Source organism: Pseudomonas arcuscaelestis (assembly GCF_016881005.1).
GTDB lineage: Bacteria > Pseudomonadota > Gammaproteobacteria > Pseudomonadales > Pseudomonadaceae > Aquipseudomonas > Aquipseudomonas arcuscaelestis.
Genome location: NZ_JACOPV010000009.1, coordinates 146,125 through 166,824 on the forward strand (window position 1 = coordinate 146,125; position 20,700 = coordinate 166,824).

21 protein-coding genes are annotated in these 20,700 nt (G+C 56.0%); 17 read left to right on the forward strand and 4 right to left on the reverse strand.

Annotation, left to right across the window (positions count from 1 at the left end; genetic code table 11):
* The first annotated feature begins 34 nt into the window (after positions 1-34).
* Entirely contained in the window at positions 35-1,150 is a 1,116-nt protein-coding gene (locus H8F21_RS15665; protein ID WP_236043074.1) for an endonuclease/exonuclease/phosphatase family protein, read from the forward strand.
* Positions 1,151-1,793: 643 nt separating this feature from the next.
* On the opposite strand, the gene H8F21_RS15670 is transcribed toward H8F21_RS15665, so the two are convergent.
* The gene (locus tag H8F21_RS15670) at positions 1,794-2,444 is read right to left on the reverse strand and encodes a helix-turn-helix domain-containing protein (RefSeq protein WP_268963072.1); all 651 of its coding nucleotides are present in this window, start codon (positions 2,442-2,444) and stop codon (positions 1,794-1,796) included.
* A 197-nt stretch (positions 2,445-2,641) separates the two neighbouring features.
* Here H8F21_RS15670 and H8F21_RS15675 point away from each other — a divergent pair, with 197 nt between their 5' ends.
* Complete coding sequence (locus tag H8F21_RS15675; protein WP_203584918.1) at positions 2,642-5,050, forward strand: UvrD-helicase domain-containing protein; 2,409 nt, start codon at positions 2,642-2,644, stop codon at positions 5,048-5,050.
* Between the two features lie 51 nt (positions 5,051-5,101).
* Positions 5,102-5,653, forward strand: a complete 552-nt coding sequence (locus H8F21_RS15680; protein WP_203584919.1) for a type IV pilus biogenesis protein PilI — start codon at positions 5,102-5,104, stop codon at positions 5,651-5,653.
* A 57-nt stretch (positions 5,654-5,710) separates the two neighbouring features.
* Here H8F21_RS15680 and H8F21_RS15685 read toward each other — a convergent pair whose 3' ends face one another.
* Positions 5,711-6,085 carry a hypothetical protein gene (locus tag H8F21_RS15685; RefSeq protein WP_203584920.1) on the reverse strand — a complete coding sequence of 125 codons (375 nt, stop codon included), beginning with the start codon at positions 6,083-6,085 and terminating at the stop codon, positions 5,711-5,713.
* Between the two features lie 126 nt (positions 6,086-6,211).
* Here H8F21_RS15685 and H8F21_RS15690 point away from each other — a divergent pair, with 126 nt between their 5' ends.
* Complete coding sequence (locus tag H8F21_RS15690) at positions 6,212-7,492, forward strand: site-specific DNA-methyltransferase (protein WP_236043060.1); 1,281 nt, start codon at positions 6,212-6,214, stop codon at positions 7,490-7,492.
* 9 nt (positions 7,493-7,501) lie between these two features.
* Complete coding sequence (locus H8F21_RS15695) at positions 7,502-8,170, forward strand: hypothetical protein (protein ID WP_203584921.1); 669 nt, start codon at positions 7,502-7,504, stop codon at positions 8,168-8,170.
* A gap of 85 nt (positions 8,171-8,255) precedes the next feature.
* Here H8F21_RS15695 and H8F21_RS15700 read toward each other — a convergent pair whose 3' ends face one another.
* Together H8F21_RS15700 and H8F21_RS15705 are read right to left on the reverse strand one after the other, a co-directional pair.
* Positions 8,256-8,657 carry a histone-like nucleoid-structuring protein, MvaT/MvaU family gene (locus tag H8F21_RS15700; protein ID WP_413243042.1) on the reverse strand — a complete coding sequence of 134 codons (402 nt, stop codon included), beginning with the start codon at positions 8,655-8,657 and terminating at the stop codon, positions 8,256-8,258.
* Positions 8,658-8,878: 221 nt separating this feature from the next.
* Positions 8,879-9,187 carry a hypothetical protein gene (locus H8F21_RS15705; RefSeq protein ID WP_203584922.1) on the reverse strand — a complete coding sequence of 103 codons (309 nt, stop codon included), beginning with the start codon at positions 9,185-9,187 and terminating at the stop codon, positions 8,879-8,881.
* Positions 9,188-9,793: 606 nt separating this feature from the next.
* Here H8F21_RS15705 and H8F21_RS15710 point away from each other — a divergent pair.
* From H8F21_RS15710 to H8F21_RS15765, 12 genes are all read left to right on the forward strand, one after another.
* Positions 9,794-10,795 carry an ATP-grasp domain-containing protein gene (locus tag H8F21_RS15710; protein WP_203584923.1) on the forward strand — a complete coding sequence of 334 codons (1,002 nt, stop codon included), beginning with the start codon at positions 9,794-9,796 and terminating at the stop codon, positions 10,793-10,795.
* A gap of 74 nt (positions 10,796-10,869) precedes the next feature.
* Positions 10,870-11,997, forward strand: coding sequence for a trypsin-like peptidase domain-containing protein (locus H8F21_RS15715; RefSeq protein WP_203584924.1), 1,128 nt, complete (start codon positions 10,870-10,872; stop codon positions 11,995-11,997).
* A gap of 69 nt (positions 11,998-12,066) precedes the next feature.
* Positions 12,067-13,203, forward strand: coding sequence for a phosphoribosyltransferase domain-containing protein (locus H8F21_RS15720; protein ID WP_203584925.1), 1,137 nt, complete (start codon positions 12,067-12,069; stop codon positions 13,201-13,203).
* Positions 13,193-13,951 carry an HAD family hydrolase gene (locus H8F21_RS15725; protein ID WP_203584926.1) on the forward strand — a complete coding sequence of 253 codons (759 nt, stop codon included), beginning with the start codon at positions 13,193-13,195 and terminating at the stop codon, positions 13,949-13,951. Before H8F21_RS15720 ends, H8F21_RS15725 begins: the two co-directional genes overlap by 11 nt.
* Positions 13,944-15,032 carry a cysteine protease StiP family protein gene (locus H8F21_RS15730; RefSeq protein ID WP_203584927.1) on the forward strand — a complete coding sequence of 363 codons (1,089 nt, stop codon included), beginning with the start codon at positions 13,944-13,946 and terminating at the stop codon, positions 15,030-15,032. Before H8F21_RS15725 ends, H8F21_RS15730 begins: the two co-directional genes overlap by 8 nt.
* Complete coding sequence (locus tag H8F21_RS15735) at positions 15,032-15,979, forward strand: HpcH/HpaI aldolase/citrate lyase family protein (protein ID WP_203584928.1); 948 nt, start codon at positions 15,032-15,034, stop codon at positions 15,977-15,979. Before H8F21_RS15730 ends, H8F21_RS15735 begins: the two co-directional genes overlap by 1 nt.
* Positions 15,976-16,731, forward strand: a complete 756-nt coding sequence (locus H8F21_RS15740) for an HAD-IB family hydrolase (RefSeq protein WP_203584929.1) — start codon at positions 15,976-15,978, stop codon at positions 16,729-16,731. Before H8F21_RS15735 ends, H8F21_RS15740 begins: the two co-directional genes overlap by 4 nt.
* Before the next feature lie 2 nt (positions 16,732-16,733).
* Complete coding sequence (locus tag H8F21_RS15745) at positions 16,734-17,318, forward strand: TerD family protein (protein WP_203584930.1); 585 nt, start codon at positions 16,734-16,736, stop codon at positions 17,316-17,318.
* Positions 17,315-18,496: a TerD family protein gene (locus H8F21_RS15750; protein ID WP_203584931.1), complete on the forward strand. Its 1,182-nt coding sequence runs from the start codon at positions 17,315-17,317 to the stop codon at positions 18,494-18,496. The genes H8F21_RS15745 and H8F21_RS15750 overlap by 4 nt, the downstream gene beginning before the upstream one ends.
* A 46-nt stretch (positions 18,497-18,542) precedes the next feature.
* A complete protein-coding gene (locus H8F21_RS15755) occupies positions 18,543-18,992 on the forward strand; it encodes a tellurite resistance TerB family protein (RefSeq protein WP_203584932.1) in 450 nt (149 codons plus the stop codon).
* 11 nt (positions 18,993-19,003) lie between these two features.
* Complete coding sequence (locus H8F21_RS15760; RefSeq protein ID WP_203584933.1) at positions 19,004-20,038, forward strand: TerC/Alx family metal homeostasis membrane protein; 1,035 nt, start codon at positions 19,004-19,006, stop codon at positions 20,036-20,038.
* Positions 20,039-20,069: 31 nt separating this feature from the next.
* The gene (locus H8F21_RS15765; protein ID WP_203584934.1) at positions 20,070-20,645 is read left to right on the forward strand and encodes a TerD family protein; all 576 of its coding nucleotides are present in this window, start codon (positions 20,070-20,072) and stop codon (positions 20,643-20,645) included.
* The last annotated feature ends 55 nt before the right edge of the window (positions 20,646-20,700 follow it).

Genomic DNA, 20,700 nt, shown 5'->3' on the forward strand with positions numbered 1-20,700 from the left:
TTTGATACAGGCCGGAGTTGAAAAGTTGAAAAAAATGCTATTGCTGTCTGCAGTCCTGGTGCTGACTACTGCAGCATCTGGTTTGGCAGCCGCCGCCGAAGCTCGCGTGGGCACCTGGAACACCATGAGACTCGGTAATGGAGAGCAGAAGAGTTATCAGGCGCTGGCGGCAGTTGCGGCGCACGTCGATGTGCTTGCGGTCCAGGAAGTCATGAATGACGAGGGCATACAGACGCTGAAGTCAGCATTAGAGCAGCGGACGCGTGAAGGCTGGAGCACGCTGTGCTCAAGCCCAGTTGGGTCTAAGAGCTACAAGGAGCAGTACTGCTTCTTGTCCCGCGACTCAGTGGTCCAGTATGAGGATGGCGCCGTCAGCTATCTGGATCGGAAGAACATCTTCATGCGCGAGCCTTTCAGTGCGCGCTTTAAGTCCCTCCGTGACGGTAAGACCTTCACTCTGGCCACCGTTCATATCGTGTATGGAAAATCAGCAGCGGACAGAACACCGGAATTGCAGGAGTTGGGTAACTACTGGGCCTGGTTGGAGCAGGTGTACCCCAACGAACCGATTATGTTGATGGGTGATTTCAACATGCACCCGGGGGATGCGGCGTTCACGAGTTTGCGTAGCCAGGCAATCCCGATGGTTACTGCCGGCGCGAGCACACTGTCTAACAAGACTGGAAAATTCGCGAACCTCTATGATGGGGTGTGGGCGAATGCCTCTGCGCGCTCCATGATGACCGGGGTTGGGATCGTAAACTTCCCAGCGATGCTTGGCATCGATCATTTGAAAGCGCGCTCTCACGTTTCGGACCACAGCCCGATTTTTTTTCAACTCGGTCGCGCCAAACTTAGCTCATCGGTGCAAATGGCTTACCCTCAAGGCCCTGGCCAACAGATGAGCCGAGCTGGCACCGCGCCTGCTCAAAATGATAGCCCGTTCTCTTCCAAAGCTCGGGCGGCAACTGTGTCTACAGCATCAGCCAATCAGTCGGGCCCCGTGCACGGGAACAAGAACTCCCTCATCTATCACCTTTCCAGTGGCTGCCCGTCGTACGACAAAGTGTCGCCAAAGAACCTGGTGGTATTCAAAACTGAATCCGAGGCTCTCGCTAACAGCTACCGGAAAGCCGGCAACTGTCGCTGACTTCTGGCCCTTGAACAGCTGCTAAAGGGTTATGGCCTAGTGGACTGGTCTGTTGGGTTCAACCCAGTCCCGGTTCGTCGGGGCGATCAAGGTAGGGTGATATGAATCTATTTCAGCGGATGTTCGGCATACGAGCCTACGCATTGCTTCGGCGCGAATTCTTCTGCCGGGTAGGCTTGCATGGACCGAGGAACGGCCCTGATGGACAACCTGGCAATGTTTGCTGCTGGGGGTGTGGTTTAGTCTACAACCAGGCCATGTGGAAGGATTACGTAGTCACCCTTAAGGACGGGCAGGAATACCAGGTAAAGGCTATCAACGAGTTTCACGCGGCCTCCGTTGTCGTGTATGGAAATTTCGACGGTAAGGCGCTCTCAATTGATGGACACACCGGCAAGCCTTTAGGGTGCGAAGTGAAGGTTCATCGCGATAACATCGCGAGTGTGTGCCTCAAGTCCCTCAGATAAGCGCATCGACAGACAACGGAAAACCTCTCCACGACACCACGTGCCCCGCCGTCACCGCGGGGCTTTGTCGATAGAAGTGTGCTGAGCATTGGGAGGAGTGTGCGCCGGCATTCACTCCCTAGGCAGTTGAACAAGTGATAAGTCCGGGCGCTTACCACAAAACGCTAATTTGGCGGTTACCGGGTAACACTGGCATGGACCAAGGTTTGACGCCCATGAATGCTGATCAGACCTGCTTCTGAAAGATCCCTCATGACCTTTCCCACCATTTCGCGAGTGCAGCCAACCATCGTTGCGATTTCAACCCGCGTGGTGTTGAGCATATAGCCTTCTGGATGAGCTTTTGCCTCAGGCAGGCCACAGAGTTCAACTAGCGCACTGGAGACTCGCCCTCGAACGTCGAAGAATGCGAACTGGCCGACCTTGCGTAAGGCCCTCAGGCTTGTTTGGGTCAGCTCGCTGCAGATGCCGAACATACCCAGCGGGTCCGCTGCGCACACTGCCAGCAGTTTCTTGGCAGTCAAGACGTAGGCGATGCATTCGGTTTTAGCGAGAACGTGCATCTGAATTTGATTGCTGGGTTCGGCTTCGATGCTGCCGAAAACATCGCCTGGAACGAGGTGGGTAACATTGAGTTCATTCGATCGGCTTTGATCTGCCACGTGCAGTGCTGCTGTACCTTGCAGGAGCAAAAAGACTGATGGCTCTTTTGATTCGAACCGAAGCATGGTCGTACCACGTTCGTACTTTCGCAAGTTCCCTGACTCTTCAAAGTGCGCCTCAACGCGGGCTCTTTGGAGGGACCCGCTGTGGCCGGGGTGTGTCATTAATCGCTCCGTCTGCAATTGGTCTTCGTCCGGGCCGCGGAGGCGCGGTTAGGGAGTACAACGACGATACCTATAGTTGTCCGATTAGCGTTAGCCAAAACAGGGTCTCCAAATTCCGTACACCTGTTTTGAGTGGCGCTATGAAGGGTTGAGGGACAATATTGGGCGACCTTATTGTTCCGACAGGACTGCATGAAGTGAATCAACCGCCTGAGGCCCCCTTCGAGTTGGACGAACTGCCATTTCACCTGCGCCTGGCCGCCCAGGCGCTGGGCGCAGGATTGGACTTCCTTCAGGCGCGTCACGATGGATCATGGGAGGCGGGCAGGCGCAGTGGGCTCAAGGAGGCGTTAACGGGCACAGCGAAGGTTGAGCCGCAGTTGCAGCAGGTGAAGTTGATCCTTGGGCACCCTGATGCCGTACACCATCGCCCAGGGAAAGAGGAGTCGCTGTTCGGCCACGAGCGAATTCCGGTCACCGGCGAAGCTCGCGCTTCTATGCGAGCCGACTGTGAGAAAGTCCTGGGCAGAAACGCCCAGCCTACTGGCGAGCAATGGAAAGTCATTTTATCTATGTCGCCGGCAACCCTCATGACGGGTGGAGCCGGGACAGGGAAAACCAGAACCCTATTGTTCAGGGCTTTGATGCTTCACCGGTACCTGGGTATCCCGCTCGACCAAATCCAGATCTTAACTTTCAGTCGTGAGGCTAGGATGGATCTAGCCGCAGAGCTGCAGGAGTTGTTTGGCCTATTTGGAGTCGTCCTCACGAACGATGCTTGCCTGAGGATTGTGAAAACACCGCGGTCCTGTCTGCTCTCACAGGTTCAAGCACTGCCAGAACTTGCATCAGTCATTCCTTTCGAAGTCTTCGGCTGCTCTCCGGCGGATAACGTGTCCCTATCGGATGGCCGGCCATTCGAAGCTGCGCTTGGCACACAGCAGCGTGATGAGATGGCCAGGTGCTTGAACCACCTTTACAGGGGCAACAAGCGTTTCTCGGAACTTTACATCGCGCTTTGGTCGGCGTCGTTGAAACTCCCGCATCTTGAGGTTGATGACGAGGAAGTGGTTAAGCGAGCACCAATGGGTTGGAAGCTCAGCGAGTTTGATGAAGAGTTAAGCGATGCAGTTGAGCGCTTATGGTGCTCAGCAAAGGCCTGGCCTCTTGATGGGATTACAGCTCAGCGGAAGTCATTCATGCTTCGCGGCCGCAGTTACAACACCCACGGTTACATTCCTCAGCTACGGATGCACGTTGTCCTGGGGTTTGACCGGAGTGAGGGGCCAAGCCTGAAGCGAGGCCCCATGGCACAGATGGAGCTCTACAAGGAGGTTGCTGTTAAGCGTACGCTACTCCAGGCCTATTTCCCGGAGACGCTGATACACCTTGACTCCTACCAGGACGCTATTCACCTGGCTGAGGCCTTACGCAATCTGGCCAAAGCAGCACCAGTGTTTTCGTATGCCCTGAAGGGCGATACCTCACCGGTACCGCTGCTCGACTCTTTCAACACAACTGCAGCATTGTTGGATTCGTTGGGGCTCGAGGTCGCGAGTGTGGCGAGCAAAACCAACTTCTTACCCGGGGACTCCGATGCCCTCTATGTAGAACTTCTGGGCGTGTATTGGCAGGCCCTGGAGCGCCACCTGCTTGGGCTCTCATCACCCGTTATTCCGTATGGTCGGCTATTTGCCATGTTCGGCGGTAGTCACTCAACGGGGATACGTCATATCCCGAATGAGGTGATTGGACAATGCAGACACCTCCTCATAGATGGAGCCGAGGATCAGACGGTGCCGGTCGCTTCGTGGGTCAGAGCCGTCATCAGCGAGATCCGACGCCGGGAAATGCAGCGACCTGTTAACCGTGGATTGTGCTCATCGCTCACGATCGCGGGTGATGCCAGCCAATGGGTGTTTGGCAGCTATGGTGCATCGCCGCGGCTGATAACCGACTTTGACGACCTCTTCCCTTGTCCCGTGCCCCCAACTAGATCAGTCCTGAGTGAATCCTTCCGGTCAGCTCAACCAATCATCGAGGCAGGATACAACCTGGTTCAGAGCCTCGGGACGGGATCTGTCCGAGCGCCTAAAGCAGTCGCAAGATTGGCCCAAGACAGCCAGCGAGTCCAGATGATTGGCGATGAGCCCCATGAGTTGCAATCGGTATGTGATGCCGCAGCAGCAAAGGGGCACAAGGTGCTAATCCTGATCGACAGTGAGATTGACAAAGCATGGGTGGGAGCCGCGGTTGGGGACCGAATCCGTAACGACAGGGCACAAGGGGGAAAGGGCATCCGCGTTAGAGAGTTTCATAAAGCCAAAGCTCTAGAGGCAGATGTCGTAGTTATGGTGGGGGACCCATCAGCTGGGGTGTCCTCCTGGTATCGCAACCAACTCTACAAGCTTGCCGGTTTTAGCATTGGTGGTGATGCGATGCCCGGGGACACGGTCTCCCATGGGGAGGCTCTGCGCCTCGCACACGTAGCGGTCACCCGGGCGCGACTGCGTTGTTACTGGTTCCCTAACAGAGGGGTTGATGCCGGCCGCACGGCGAGCGTCCTCGGCGGACTTCTTCCAGGACTGTTCGAGGATAGGCGCTGACTTGGACAAGCACAGCAGGTTCAGCAGTGCTGCCCGTTAGGAGCGGATTAAATGGAAACGCAGTCAAAGAGACAGGCTATGACGCCGCATTCGACAAAAATTGAAGTGACCGTTCGGACAAATGAGGGCGAGAACAAGACTGTTCCAGCCACAGATTTAACGAATGCCAATAAGATCGCCAAGCAGCTCAGAACCCATGCAAGCTACATGGTGTGCATCGTTGAGGATGGGGTCAGAACCCAGCGCTGGGACAGGCCAACTGTGGTTGGTGAAAACAAGTGGCGGAAGGAAGAGCTAGGTGCGTTTGAACGTCTTGGCAAAGCCCGGGAGATCGTCAAGGTAACCGAGAAACTGGTCTTGCGGTGTTACCAGGTCGGTGATTCCGACTGGGTCGCGGCAACCTCCCCAGAGGAAGCGCTGTTGGTGATGCATCAGCTAGAGGGTGAGGAAGACCAGATAGCTTACGCCGTCGTGCTCAGTAGTGATGAAGAACTCGATCAAGGCTGGGCGAAACCTGACGAGCCAGAGAAGTGCGTGGGGTCATTGCGACAATGGCTGGAAGCAGCCAAGAAACCTTGCTGGCTTGCCTGTACTGCCAGCTAGCTGATGAGCAAGGCTCGGCCGGGCGGCGAGTCGCCAGGGGGCTATTGAGGAAGCACCCTAAGCCTGGACCACCGAGATGAGGTCCTTCGTCGACATGAGCATAATTGCGCGCAAACCAGCGGGTATGACGTGCTTAATGATTTCAGCGCCGTCATAAACAGCCTCGGTATCGGATGCTCGGAACACCCCGTGCGGTAGCCACGGTTCATTACCCAGCCACCTGCGGATCTGGTAATCGATGGTCCAACCGCCAATGGTTACCCATAAATGCGGCCGCACTACCTTGTCCCGTATGGTCAAGCTGCCGGCCATCAGAGATGGCGTCTGGCCAATCTCAATCAACATAGATGCAACAACTCGTGAAAAACCGTCGCACTCCAATTCCGCGTGCTGTATCGGGTCGAACAATTGTCTTAGCTGGTCGCGGGTCATCACTTGGTCTCCATGGTGAGCGCGCACTGTATGAGTGACCTGCTCGTGCCACCAGCAACTCGCGCATGGTTCTGGCACGCCGCTTCTACTGGGATAGTTTGTGCATCATACAGCTGGTACAGATTAATGAAGACTTTCAAAGCCAAAGCGGTACCTTCGACACAGGGAGATCTGTTCGGAGCAGAACAGATTGCTGCGATTTACAAGTCGCGTCCTGATGCACCGATCGACAACGCCACACTCTATAGCATGGTAGCGAAACGTGGTGGGCTACCGAAGGAGGTTATGGAGGAGCGAGTCCCGGTTGGCCGCTCCGGTCAACGTCACAGCCTGGAACGACGTGCCATTCGTTGGAGTCAGCAGGATCTCAGGCGCGCCGGCATTCTCGAGCGTGTACCAGGAGCGCGCGGAATCTGGCGACTTACCGAGGATGCCAAACGAGACCTGAACATGGCTAAGCCAGGGGTGAAGGTCATCGCGTTCCGAACTGACCTCGGCGTAGCCGTGTTTGGACCGAGCGGGGACATATTCAAGAACCTGGATATCCCGATAATGGCGATTGTCACGTCGCCTCCGTACCCATTGGCCCACTCACGCCGATACGGAAATCCGGACCAAAAAGAGATCGTGAAATTCATCATGGACACGCTTGAGCCAATCATCGAGCGACTGGATGAGCGTGGCTCCCTCGCGCTGAATATTAGCCAGGATATTTTCATGCCGGGCTCGCCGGCGCGGTCAACCTATGTAGAGCGTCTTGTAATAGCGTTGGAGGATGCCGGACTTAGCTTGATGGAAAGGCTGATTTGGCAATCCAACAAGGCACCCGGGCCTATGCAGTGGGCATCGAAAACTCGACAGCAGCTTAACGTTGCCTATGAGCCCATAATTGTCATGGCCAAAAACCCACTCAAGTTTAAGGGTGACAACCGACGGGTGCTGGAGCAGCACTCGGAACGCCACCTCGCGCTGATCGAAAAAGGCGGTGAAAAGCGTGCTACCTGCCATGGCGACGGAGCGTACAGGCTCCGCGTGGGCAGTTTCGGTCAGGCTACCGATGGGCGAATTCCCAAGAACATACTTCAGCGCGGGATCCGTTGCGCTCACGGGAACAGGTACAAGAAGGCCGCTGAAGCGCTAGGACTACCAGTTCATGGTGCAGGGCAGCCATACTCGGTACCGGAGTTTTTGATCAAATGGCTGACAGAGGAGGGTGACACTGTCGCGGATCCGTTCGGTGGACGCCTTATGACCTCCTTGGCGGCAGAAATGCTTGGTCGGCTATGGATCACCGGAGAGCGGGCCCTTCAATATGTGCGAGGCGGCGCAGAGCTCTTTCGCGATCGCCCGGGTTTTTATCTAAACGCACAACTTGAGCAAGCATTTGCTGGCGCTGGCCAGCGTTAAGGACAGAGATTGGCAGCCATTAACATCAACGAGTTCCCAGCCTACTTTCGTGCGTACAAGTGGTCCAATGCGAATCATGCCTCACGTGGTTATCCAGGAGATGCCTTCCCAGGGTTTCCCTGGATCAAGTCTCTGGAGGACCGCGGCGCAAGGATGGCCGGTCAACAGATCTTAGCGGTCGCCCCCACGGACTATATCCGCGAGATTTTGTCGTGGGGCGCAGGCAAGAACGATCCCAGTATGAAATTCGAAGCCGGCCTTGGGAACGTAGCTCTGATCGAGATAATTCGGCAGGTGATAGCGGTAATTGACGACCCGCGCCAGGCAATCAGTACGGCACTTCAAATCCCTGGTTTTGGTTTGACCTATGCCTCTAAGTTGCTTCGGTTTCTGAGGCCGGAAACGCATGCGAGCCTGGATAGGCGTATCCGTGTCAGTATGCTTAAGGCCGGCTTACTGTCCAAGATCCACGATAGCTATGCCAGCTCGATGGTCGATGGATATGTGGAGTTCCAGTCCTTCTGCGCGCGCCTGTGTGCCCAGTTAGAGGCAGAGGGGATTCAGCGCCCAGGTTGTATGCTCGAGTTAGGGCCGGAGCCGGCTGGCTGGCGGGTGGCCGATGTGGAAATGGCACTCTTCGCATGGGCGGACACCGCAGCAGCGCAACGCAACCCTTAGGGATTTCCGCGCAGGCCATTGCGGGTATTCCTGGCCGCCCCAAAAAAAGCCAGCCCTCGGCTGGCTTTGTAATGCGTCGCTGGTACTACTTCTGGAGCCAGCCTTCCACGGCTGCTGCGCCGTGTTCAGTTTTCCATGCTTTCAGGGTTCTATGGTTGCCGCCCTTTGTCTCAACGGTTTCACCGTTATGAGGGTTTTTGTAAATCTTGACCTGACGCTCCTTTCGAGAACCTTTAGGGGCACCTGCCGATTTTGCGGCTTTGATGGCGGAGCTGGCCGGGTCCAGGATAGCTACGACGTCGCGCAAGCTCTTGTCGTAGGTGGCCATCAGTTCTTTCAGCTTGGATTCGAACTCGATCTCAGCTTTCAGTTTTGGATTGTCCTTGAGCGAATCCAGGCGGGCTTGCAGTTCGCGGATGGATTCTTCGGTCGAACGGTATTCGGTGATCAGGCTAGTCATGAAATGCTCCAGGGTGGTGTGTTTCATGCTCAGGCCCTTAATTTGAGCCCCAGTAATTACTGGTTGCCTCAATGAGGGCTGGGCGATGAGATGTGTATCGGAATTCTGGCCGACGCCAGGGTCCATCAGAGTCGCGAACCTTGAAAGTTCCTGGCTCTATGGCATCTAGGGTAACAACGGATTCAAAAATGCCAAACCCGTTCTAGGGGTGCGGAATTCAGTACCTGTGGAAGTTGTTGGGTGTTCACTCAGAGACCGTCCAATGCATCTTTGACGCTTGAGAAATCGACCCCAGCCTGTTTTGGCTCAACCTCGGGGAAGCGGCAGACAAGGACTTTCCCAGAAAATTCGTGACAATCAGCCCCTTGGGCTTTCGCGTCGGAAACAACTTTTGACGCCTTGCCGCTAGACAGGCCCTCGAACCTTACCCACTCAGCGGGTTTGGTTTGCTCGCGTTTAACGTCTATGACTTCAACAGGGATCGAGATGTTTTGGCCAGCCTGGGCAGCACCACATAAAAGTAGGCCCATAGCGGCCAGGACACGCAACTTCGTCATTTGGTACTCACTTGTTCTCTCTAATGGATGGAGCACTGTTCAATTTCATAGGATAACGGTTGCAGCCGCTAGTGGCACGCGACATTGCGGTCATAAGCTTTCTATCAACAGTCACTAATGAGGCGCTGTACAGACTCCACTTCAACGAAAGGCATGGCTGCATTGGCCCGCTCTATGGAGGAGCAGCAGCCATCCCTAAAGTACGCGCTGCCTCCACTTCCGATGTGTCTGCTGGCCGGCTAGGATTTGACGATCGTATTTAAGTAAAACGGACATCTAGCTCGGTAGGAAAGTCGGTTTGGTTCGCAGTATTGCTGCCCGGCAGTCCTAAAGATGGTAACTGAGGAGCGCATTAAGGACATGACCCCGAAGCGTGGGGCAACACTGGGAACGATGGCGGTACCGAACCTTTGACAGCCAGGCCCCACACTAGTCATAAATAGCAACACTTATTGACACATGTCTATGGCTAAGCGGCTGCGTAGGAAAAGGCTACAGATCATACTATCGCCCCCTTGAAGCAGCCGATTTCGCCGTTACTATCTCGCACAAGGTTCGGATCAAAGCTGATCCAAAAGTCCATCCCCCTAGTTCAAGGCGGTTTTAATGATCTGGTTTCTCCAGGGTCAGGCTTCACAGCGCGATATTATCCTCGGCGCGCGAGAGGCTCTCCCCGATAACGTTCGCGTGTTTGCATCTCACGGTGGCGACCGTCCTGAGATCACAGGTATGGCACACGCAAGCTTCAAAGAACCCGAGAACCGCGATGAGCGTATCGACTGGGTTATCCGCACTGCTGTGCAGCACTCGATCAAGGTCATTCTGGCAGGGCGTGTTGGTGGTGCGTATGAGGCACGGCGTGCCGAGTTTGATCGTGCCGGCATCACCTTGGTCACCGGTGGGGTGAGCTCCCGCACCTTTGAGTTGGTCGATGATAAAGCGAACTTCACCGCCGAAGCTGAGCGTGCCGGTCTCGCGTGCATCCCGGCGATCACGGTACAAAATGCAGATCAACTTCGCGCTGCGTATGAAACCCTGAGTCCGAGTTCGGAAGTCTGCATCAAGCCTGTCGTTGGTATCTATGGCCAGGGCTTCTGGCGGTTCAAGGTAGGGGTTGACCCGTTCCGCTGCTTTGCGAATCCCGATGCTCGAGAGGTGGACTTTGAAACCTACCATCGGATCTATGCGGCAGGCCCAGAGCGGGAGGCAATGTTGGTGATGCCTTACTTGCCAGGCGCCGAATGCTCTGTAGACATGGTTTGCGAAGCCGGCAAGGTAGTGGAATACGTAGGTCGCAGGAAGGCTGGTTCACATCAAACCTTCGAGCGCGGTACCCCGGCAACCGATCTTGCGATCGCCGCGGCTGAGCACTTCGGCTGCGACGGCATCATCAACGTCCAGACACGCGATGATGCAGAAGGAAAGCCACTGCTCCTCGAAATTAACCCCCGCTATTCGGGTGGCATTGGCTACACCCGCATGGTAGGGGTCAACTTGGCAGGAGTCTTCGCCGCCCGCCGACTTGGTTTCGCAGAACCTGAGAGTTGCTGGAAAGACGGCGTGCGAATTCGGGCGATCACAATTCCGGTTTCGATACCGGGCGAATGATAGACTGGCCATCATTTTGGTACATCATGTACCCAATTTCCAGCTAGAGATTCTTGTCACTCAGGGAACGAGACATGTTGACACCGGGTTCGAACGTTGCACTTTCTTCAGCTAAAGCATCTTGGACGCTGGAGTCCACACACCAGAGTGCTTTTGGCTCGACGGCTGCTGTCGCGCTGATCCCTGTAGATGACAAGAGATCGCCAAAAGGCGCAGCCGCGCTTTTCCACATTGAACAGACCCCCTGGATGTCCTGGAGCGGTAATCCAGCAAAGGTAGGCTGCACGCTGCAGTTGGGCAGTCTGCCAGCTGGGAGCGAACGGGTTCTTCTGATCGTTTACAGGTACTCCAACCTCGGCCCAGTCAGTTCTCTGGGGGCGCTCCACCTCAAGGTCGATGAGACGATCACCTACGACCTCGACACCTCCGCCTATGGTGAGAGTGCGTTGATATTGGGCGAATTCTATTCCCGATCTGGGCAATGGAAGTTTCGAGCGCTGGCAGAGGGCTCGGCCTATGGGCTTGCAGCTTTTGGTCGCCGCATCGGGATAGATATTGATGAAACCAACCCTGATCACCCGGACGCTGGGAGCGGAAACCCGCGCTCTGGTGGCGCCACTGGTACTGGTTTCGCTGTGGCGAGCAATGTTCTGCTTACCTGTGCGCACGTCATTGAGGGGATGAACTCTATTGAGATCAACTCTTTCAATGGCCGGTACCGTGCTGAGCCGGTCATGGTCGACTCTTCTAATGACATCGCTCTGCTGCGGGTAGAAGGTGCCTCCCTGCAGCCTGTGCAATTCGCGGCCACGGGAGGTTGCGCCTTGGGTGACTTTGTCACAGCGGTTGGTTTCCCGATGTCTGGGTTTGCTGGCGGCGGTGCTCATGTCACCCAGGGCGGTGTATCGGCTCTCTTCGGCCTGCGAAACGATGCAAGTCTGTTGCAGTTCACAGCGGCTATTCAGCCTGGGTCGAGCGGAAGTCCGCTTTTCGACTCTAGAGGGAATGTGGTTGGCATGGTCACATCAACGGTACCTGATGCACAGAACATGAACTTTGCAGTGAAGTCCCAGCTACTCGGGGCTTTCTTAGAGGCATGTAACATCTCAATCGGGCGCAATCAGTCTAATGCAACGTTGTCACCTGCCGATATTGCAAGGGGCGTGCAGTCCTCACTTTGGAGAATTGAAGCCCGCATTTAATTGCAGCATGCCATTGAAAATACAAGTGCGCACGTTAGGTTCACTACTATCGTCCACGGGAACTCAAACATGGAAAATAGTGTAGTGAATCAAGATTCTGCAAAACTCAGCGCTCATCTTAAGCGCGGCGTCCTCGAAGTTGATGTTCATCGGACTTCTGTCTCACCTGAGTCATTGTTTGGCTTTGCTGAGCGCCGCAACCCCAAACGAGCATTCTTGTTTGTTTCGCGGGTGCTGGGTAAGCATATACCGGTAAAACCCTCGGTGATGCAGCACTCCTACAAAGCACTGGCGGCTCAAATCCCCGCGGACCTGCCAGGTCCTGTGCTGGTTATCGGTATGGCAGAGACCGCTGTAGGCCTCGGCGCCGGAGTGCATCGTGCGTACAGCGAAACCCGCCCTGACAGCATGTACATTGTCAGCACCCGTCACCCTGTGGGTGACCAGATTTTCGCTCGCTTTGAAGAGGAGCATAGCCACGCTAGCGCTCACCTGATTCACGAGCCGAAGGACCCGCAGTTGTCGGAAATGATGCGCAGCGCCAAGTCGCTGGTGCTCGTAGACGACGAGGCATCGACCGGACGTACGTTCATCAATCTACACCGAGCGCTTGTCGAGGCAGGCCTCAATCAGGTCGAGCGCGTAGTGACCTGCGTTCTGACTGACTGGTCCGCTGGCGCGGTTTCGAAAAGTATCGGCAAGGCTGCTGACCAGGTTTCCCTTCTGAGCGGAGCCTACCACTTCACTGAAAACCCTGATGCTCCGCTTCCTGAGATGCCGGACACAGGCACTGTGGCTGTCGGCGAATGGACTGTGAACCCTGAAAACGACTGGGGCCGCCTGGGAACCCGCGAAGTCGCCGATACCCTGGGTCGCAACATCGAAGTAAAGCCCGGTGAACGGGTCATCGTCCTTGGTACTGGTGAGTTCGTCTGGAAACCATTCCTGCTGGCCGAGCGCTTGGAACTCGCAGGGGCTGAGGTGCATTTCAGTTCCACGACCCGCTCACCGATCGCACTTGGCCATTCGATCGGTCACGCACTGAATTTCTCGGACAACTACGGCCTGGGCATCGTCAACTTTCTTTATAACGTTGCGCCCGGTCAGTTCGACCGTGTGCTGATCTGCAGTGAAACAGACGCCCAGGCAGTGCCGCCAGCGTTGATTGAAGCTTTGAACGCGGAGGTAATCGTCGATGGCAAATAATCGCCCGCTGGTGCTGGTCGACTTAGACGACACGCTCTTCCAAACAGCACGGAAAATGCCCCAGGGTACCCCGCGCCACCCAGCTTCCTTCGACGTCAATGGCGAAGGGAGTGGTTACCAGACCGATATGCAGAAGTCGTTACTTGAATGGCTTCTGAGCACGACGGATGTTGTCCCGGTAACCGCGCGCAGCGCCGAAGCCTTCAATCGCGTGAAGCTTGGCTTTACCGGTTCGGCAATCTGCTCTCATGGTGGCCTGATCCTGAATCCGGATCGCACAGTCAACATGGACTGGAATGGCGTGATGACGGGCATCCTTGCTGACTACCAGGAACGCTTGCCCGACCTCTGTGAAACGGCGCTGCGCATCGGCGACCAGCACGGTGTGTCGCTGCGTGGCTGGGTCGTAGAAGAAGAGAATCTGCGTCATTACGTGGTGGTTAAGCACAACGACGGTTCGGACTCTGACCTGATTCTTGTACTCAACAAGCTCCGTGACGCTGGACTGATCGATGGCATGCATACGCATTCCAACGGTAACAACCTTGCCTTGCTGCCTACCGGTCTGTCCAAGCGAGTGGCTGTTGAGCATTACCTCAAGCTCGATCGTGAGCTGAACGGTGAGCGGCCTGTACTGGGCTTTGGCGATAGCATTACCGATCTCGGTTTCATGAACCTCTGCGATTTCTGGTCGACACCCGCTCGCAGCCAGCTGGCAGCACTGGTGGAGGGTCACGTCAATGCTTAACCCTACTGTGACCTCGATGACCGTCGGCAGCGGGAGCTACTTGCCCGAGGATGTTCACTTCCTGTTGCGCCCCGTGAACATCGGTACGACGGATGTGCTGGAAAAAGAGCGGCTCATCCAGTCCAATCAGAAGCACTATTCGGAAATGATCAGTCAGGAAGACGCTCCGTCTTCGACGCACATGGAGCTCTTCGAGCGCGCCATGGCTCAGAACGGATCGCGCATGGCTGCTGATGTTCAGTCCCTGGCCTTGGCCCTGGAGGAGCGTTATCAAGGTCCGACCATTGCACTCGTATCCTTCGTCCGCGCCGGCCTGCCGCTTGGTGTTCTGCTGCGTCGAGCGCTGATCGGTCTGGGACGAGACGCGCACCATTATGGGATCAGCATCGTTCGTGATCGCGGCATTGACATGGTTGCACTCGAAGCAATCATCGCTGCTCACGGTGCTGAAAACATCGTCTTCGTCGATGGGTGGACTGGTAAGGGCGCGATCTCTGGCGAGATTAAGCGTTGCCTGGGTGGTGACCGTCGCTTCCCTGAGGAGCCTCGACTGGTCGTTCTCGCAGATCCTTGTGGGCGCGCCTGGTTGGCGGCATCGTCCGAAGACTGGATCATTCCGTCGGGGATCCTTGGGGCAACTGTGTCTGGTCTCGTTTCTCGTTCGATCTGGCCTACTGATGGCGGGCTGCATGGTTGCGTCGTCTATGACCACCTTCAGCAGCATGACGTGACTCGGTCGTTCATCGAGCGCATCGAAGCGGCTCGAGCATCTGTTGAAGTCAGTCCAGCCTGCCCGTGGACTACTGATGAAGCCGCACAGCTTCAGCACCAGGCGCTCAGCGTGGTCCGTGGCCTGGCCGAGCAGTACGACATCTCCAACTGGAATCGGATCAAGCCCGGCATCGCTGAGGCGACCCGTGCTGTGCTACGACGTGTTCCTGACCAGGTTCTCGTGCGTGATCGAAATGACGCCGACGTGCAGTTGCTGATCCATTTGACGGATCGTGCGGGTATCGAGGTTCAGGAGTCCAGTGATCTGGGCCCGTATCGTGCCGTCACCATCATCCGGGGGGTTAACTAATGGAACGCGTTTCCCCGTGGGCGCTCGGCGCCACGCTCTATCTGCCTGCAACCCGTCTTGACATTGTCGAGGTGATTCGCGGCGAAAAGGTACCAGGCCTTCGTTCGTTGGTCATCTGCTTGGAGGATTCTGTAGCAGCCACTGACGTTGACCACGCACTGCAATCGCTACGTGCAGTCTTGACCGCTATCGGTTCGCGAGACAACCGCCCTCAAAGAAGCCCGCTTGTGTTCGTTCGCCCCCGAGATTCTGATATGGCGGCAGTTCTGAATGGTTGGCCTGAAATCACAGCTGCGCATGGGTTTGTTGTTCCGAAATTGTCGCTGTCCTCGTTGGGGCACTGGGTGCGCGCGGTTACCAATCCTGAACTGCTGCTGATGCCGACTCTTGAGACCAGTGACGTGTACAGCCCGGGCTCAATGGTTGAATTGGGCAGTGCTCTGCGCTCTGAGCTGGGGGATCGGATTCTGGCTTTGCGCATCGGCGGTAACGACCTGATGAGCTGTTTGGGCCTGCGCCGCAATCCGGCAACCACTCTGTACCAAACTCCAATGGCGTACGTCATCCCAATGCTGGCTGGGGTGCTGGGTGCACAAGGCTTTGCACTTACCGCACCGGTGTTTGAACAGCTTGCAACGCCTCAGCTGTTCAAGGAGGAGCTAGAGCTGGACATCGCCCACGGTCTGGTAGGCAAGACAGCAATTCACCCGAGCCAAATCGCGCTGATCCACGATGGCTTCCGAGTGCCGCTTGAGGATTACAACTGCGCCAAGCTGATCGTGGATGGCTCAGCGCCTGCTGTTTTCAAGCATAACGATGCGATGGTTGAGCCGGCGACTCATTACAACTGGGCAGTCAATATCATCGAGCGCGGCAAATGGCACGGTGTGAAACCAGCAGAAGCTGGGATCACCGAGCCTGTGCGCCTGGCTGAGAGGTCTGGATGACCCAAGAAATGATAGAGGCTGGCCCGGTCGGCGGCAAAGTACTGTCGGTGTTTGACTTCGATGGAACGCTCACTCGCCGTGACAGCTTTGTCCCGTTTCTGTTGTTCGCTTTTGGCAAGAAGCAATTCGCGGCGCGGGTCATCCGAATGATGCCTTCATGCATCCGATACCTGGGCAAGGGGATGAGCCGCGACGAGTTGAAGGCAGTCCTTATCGCGACCTTCCTGACCGGCGTTGAGGAAGCGTGGGTTAAGTGCAAGGCAGCGGAATTTCGAAGGGTGTTTTGGGTACGGCTCATGCGTCCCTCAGGGTTACAATCCGTCGCGGCCGAGGTGGCCAGCGGCGCGCAGGTAACAATTTGTTCAGCTTCCCCGCGGATAGTGCTCATGCCCTTCGCAGAGAAGCTGGGCATCAAGTTGATTGCGACCGAGCTTGAAGTCGTAGACGGCAAGCTCACAGGGGCAATTAGCGGGAGCAATTGCAGGTGCGAGATGAAAGTCCTGCGGCTGGAAGCTGTTTATGGGCCGCTGGATAAGTTCAGGCTCCGAGCGTGGGGTGACACTCGTGGTGATCATGAGTTGCTTGCTGCAGCCCAGGAACCCCACTGGCGGCACTTTCATCCCCGCTGGCAGCGTGGACGTTTGAAGATCGAGAAAATAGGGGCGCGTGTCAAGAACAACGGCGCGGCTCAGAATTCAGTCACGGGGGTCAGTACTGACACCCGGGCACACGATGACCAACAAGGAGCGTAAAAATGGCACTCACCCTTACGAAAAACCAGTCCATTTCCCTGGAGAAAACTGCGGGTTCGGCCCTGACCAAGGTCACACTGGGCCTAGGTTGGGATCCAGTGAAAGCCGGTCTGCTCGGCAAGTTGTTTGGGAACCAGCAAATTGACCTGGACGCGTCCTGCATCATGTTTGATGCCGATCTGAACCCCATTGATCTGGTATGGTTCAAGCAGCTCGAGTCCCGTGACGGCTCGATCAAGCATTCTGGCGACAACCGTACCGGCGAGGGCGAAGGTGACGATGAGTCCATCTATGTAGATCTGACTGCGCTACCAGCCTCGGTGGCTCACCTCGTTTTCACCGTGAACTCCTTCACCAACCAGAATTTCGAGCGCATTCAGAATGCGTACTGCCGAATCATCAATGCTACCAAGAACGATGAACTGGCACGTTTCAATCTGACGGAGCAGGGTCAACACACCGGTGTGGTCATGGCTAACCTATCCCGCGGTGCTGCTGGTTGGGAGTTCAAAGCGATTGGTAAGACCACCAATGGCCGCACTGCCAATGAATTGGTAAGCCTGGCAGTTCAGGCGGTGCGCGCATGACAACTCTGGTCCCTGGTGGTAACGCACCGGTAGCGGCCGGCAACCTTCGCGTGGAGGTCAGCTATTCGCCGATCCCAGGTGCTGATATCGATGTATCGGCCTTCGCTTTGACAGCGGCGGGTAAGGTCCGGGGTGACAACGATATGTGCTTCTATGGGCAGCCGAATATCCTCGGCGGCTCGGTGCAGATGGTTGACTCGGCAGCTGGCCGCGCAGCGTTCACGGTTGATCTCAGTCGACTGGACGCTGCGGTCGAGAAGGTCGCACTGACGGCGACCATCTACGAGAACAAAGCGAGTTTTGCCCGCGTGTCCACGCTCGCAGTTACAGTTACAGGCGGGATCGAGGCTCAGATCCCGACTGCGGGTATGAATGAAACCGCGTTGATTCTCGGCGAATTCTACCGCCGTCAAGGTGCCTGGAAGTTCCGTTGCGTTGCGCAGGGGTTCGCAGGTGGTCTTGCGCCGCTAGCCACTCACTTTGGGGTCGACATTTCAGCTCCGGCTCCATCGCCGACCCCGAGCGCTTCGCCTGTTCCAGTGCCCACTCCAGCCCCTGTTCCGCCGGCTACGCCGAAGTCGTCGATCAGCCTGAGCAAGGTGACCCTGGATAAAACCAGGTCATCGATCAGCCTGGAGAAGACTGCAGGTGGCTTCGGTGAGATCCGTGTGAACCTCAACTGGAACAAAGGCAAATCTGGATTCTTCGGAGGTGGTAAGTCCATCGACTTGGACGTCGGTTGCCTGTACGAACTCCAAGATGGCCATAAGGGTGTTGTCCAGGCCCTAGGCAATGCCTTCGGAGATCTCGATTACGAGCCCTACATCAAACTCATGGGTGACGACCGCACTGGCTCCGTTGCTGGCGGTGAGTGGATTCACATCAACGGGAAGAAGTGGGGTGAAATCCGGCGGATCCTGGTTTACGCCTTCATCTATGAAGGAGCGCCAAACTGGGCTCAAACCGATGGTGTAGTCACCATCTTTATTCCCGGCCAGCCAGAAATCGAAGTCCGTTTGAACGAGGAGGGCGGTCGTCTGGGTTGCTGTGCTATTGCTCTCCTTGAAAATGACAACGGCGCCGTTAAGGTGACTCGCAGGGTAGATTTCCATCGGTCCCAAGGGCCGATGGATCAAGCCTACAACTGGGGTATGCGCTGGAGCGCAGGTTCCAAGTAACCCAATTTCCCGCGGGGCCTAGGCCCCGCAATTTGAGGTACGAACAATGTTCAGTTGGTTGAAAACGAAAGGTGCGCAAGCACGCGAGGCTCTCAGTGCCGAGGTAGGAAAGCACAAGAACCGCAAGTTCATGGAGGCGCTTGCCAACGGTTGCGCAATGGTCGCTGTTGCGAGCAACGGTGCTGGGCCAGAAGAAAAGCAGAAAATGGTCGGTTTCATCCAGAACTCACCGGAGCTGAAGGTTTTCAGCCTGAGCGACGTCCTCGCCGTCTTTAACGACTCGATGGGCAAGTTCGAGTTTGACCCACAAATCGGTCAGGCCGAGGCGTTGAAGGTGATCGGCCGTATCAAGGACAACGACGGGGCTAGCCGCTTGCTCGTTCGCGTTACCTGTGCTGTCGGCGCGTCCGACGGTGATTTTGATGACAAAGAAAAAGCGGCTTGCCGCCTGATCTGCCTGGAGCTGGGTCTTTCCCCAGCTGAATTCGAACTTTAAGGTACTGACCTGTGGAAGCAACTCATATCGGTTTTCCCCCGCTAACCATGGCGGTTTTCGTCAGCATCGCCGTAGGCGCACTGCTGCTCGACATGGTAACGCATCGTGGCAATAAGCCGATTTCGCTGATGAAGGCGTCTGTATGGTCGGTGTTCTGGATCGCTATATCGCTTGCGTTTGCAGGGTTCCTGTACGTGCAGCACGGCCCAGAGGTCGCTAGCCTGTTCGTTACCGGCTACGCCCTCGAGAAGGTCCTCAGCGTCGACAACCTCTTCGTGTTCATGGCGATCTTTGCCTGGTTCAAAGTGCCTGATGGCCTGCGTCACCGCGTGCTCTATTGGGGCATCATCGGCGCGATCGTGTTCCGCGGGGTCTTCGTGGCTATCGGTACCGGTCTGCTGGCATTCGGGCCTTGGGTCGAGATTGTGTTTGCACTGATCGTTGCCTGGACTGCTGTCATGATGCTCCGTAGCGGCGGGGATGATGAGGAGGAGGAAGACTACTCCAAGCACATCGCCTACCGTTTTGCCAAAAAGCTGTTCCCTGTATGGCCAAAGCTGCACGGCAACAACTTCTTTGTCAGCCGTAAGGTGCTCGAAGCTGAACTGAAGAAGCCTGAGAACAAGGGCATGACCCTGGCCGCTAAAGGTGGCTTGTTTGCTACCCCATTGTTCCTTTGCCTGGTCGTCGCTGAAGTTTCTGATGTACTGTTCGCGTTTGACTCGGTGCCAGCTGTTATTGCAGTGAGCCGCGAGCCACTGATCGTTTACTCGGCAATGCTGTTCGCCATTCTGGGTCTGCGTACCATGTACTTCGTGCTCGAAGCGCTGAAACGCTACCTGGTGCATCTGGAGAAAGCTGTCATTGCGCTGCTGTTCTTCATCGCGGTAAAACTGGGTCTTAATGCTACAGACCACATGTTCCACCACGGCTATAACATTGAGCCAAACACCAGCCTGCTCATCGTCATGGTGGTGTTGGTCATCGGTGTCCTTGCCAGCGTGGTCTTCCCGGAAAAGGAAGACGCTCAGGCAGAATCCAACTGAATCACTGGTATCCCAACAAGGAGTTTGAGTAATGGCTTTGTCACTTCAAAAAGGCGGCAACCTGTCCCTGACCAAAACTGACCCAACGCTGACCAAAGTGTTGGTCGGCCTGGGCTGGGACCCACGTTCTACAGACGGAACCGAGTTCGATCTCGATGCAAGTGCATTCCTGCTCGGCGCAAACGGCAAAGTTCGCAGTGAAGCCGACTTCATTTTCTACAACCAACCGAAAAGCCCAGACGGTTCGATTGAACACACTGGTGACAACCGTACTGGCGCTGGCGATGGCGATGACGAAGCGCTGAAAGTCGATCTGAGCCGCGTGCCAGCCGACGTTGATAAAATCGTCTTCACCGTTACCATCCATGACGCAGATGTTCGCAAGCAGAACTTCGGTCAGGTGGGCGGTTCGTTCATCCGTATCGCCAACGAAGTGACCGGTGCAGAAGTCGTACGCTACGACTTGGCAGAAGACGCATCGACCGAAACCGCGATGATCTTCGCTGAGCTGTACCGTAATAACGGTGAGTGGAAATTCCGCGCCGTTGGCCAGGGTTATGCCGGTGGTCTGAAGGCTGTCGCCAACTCGTATGGCATGAATTTCTAGCGGGTACTAAACCCGTCGTAATTCGTTAGCAGCAACGTTGCTGCTAACGACAAAA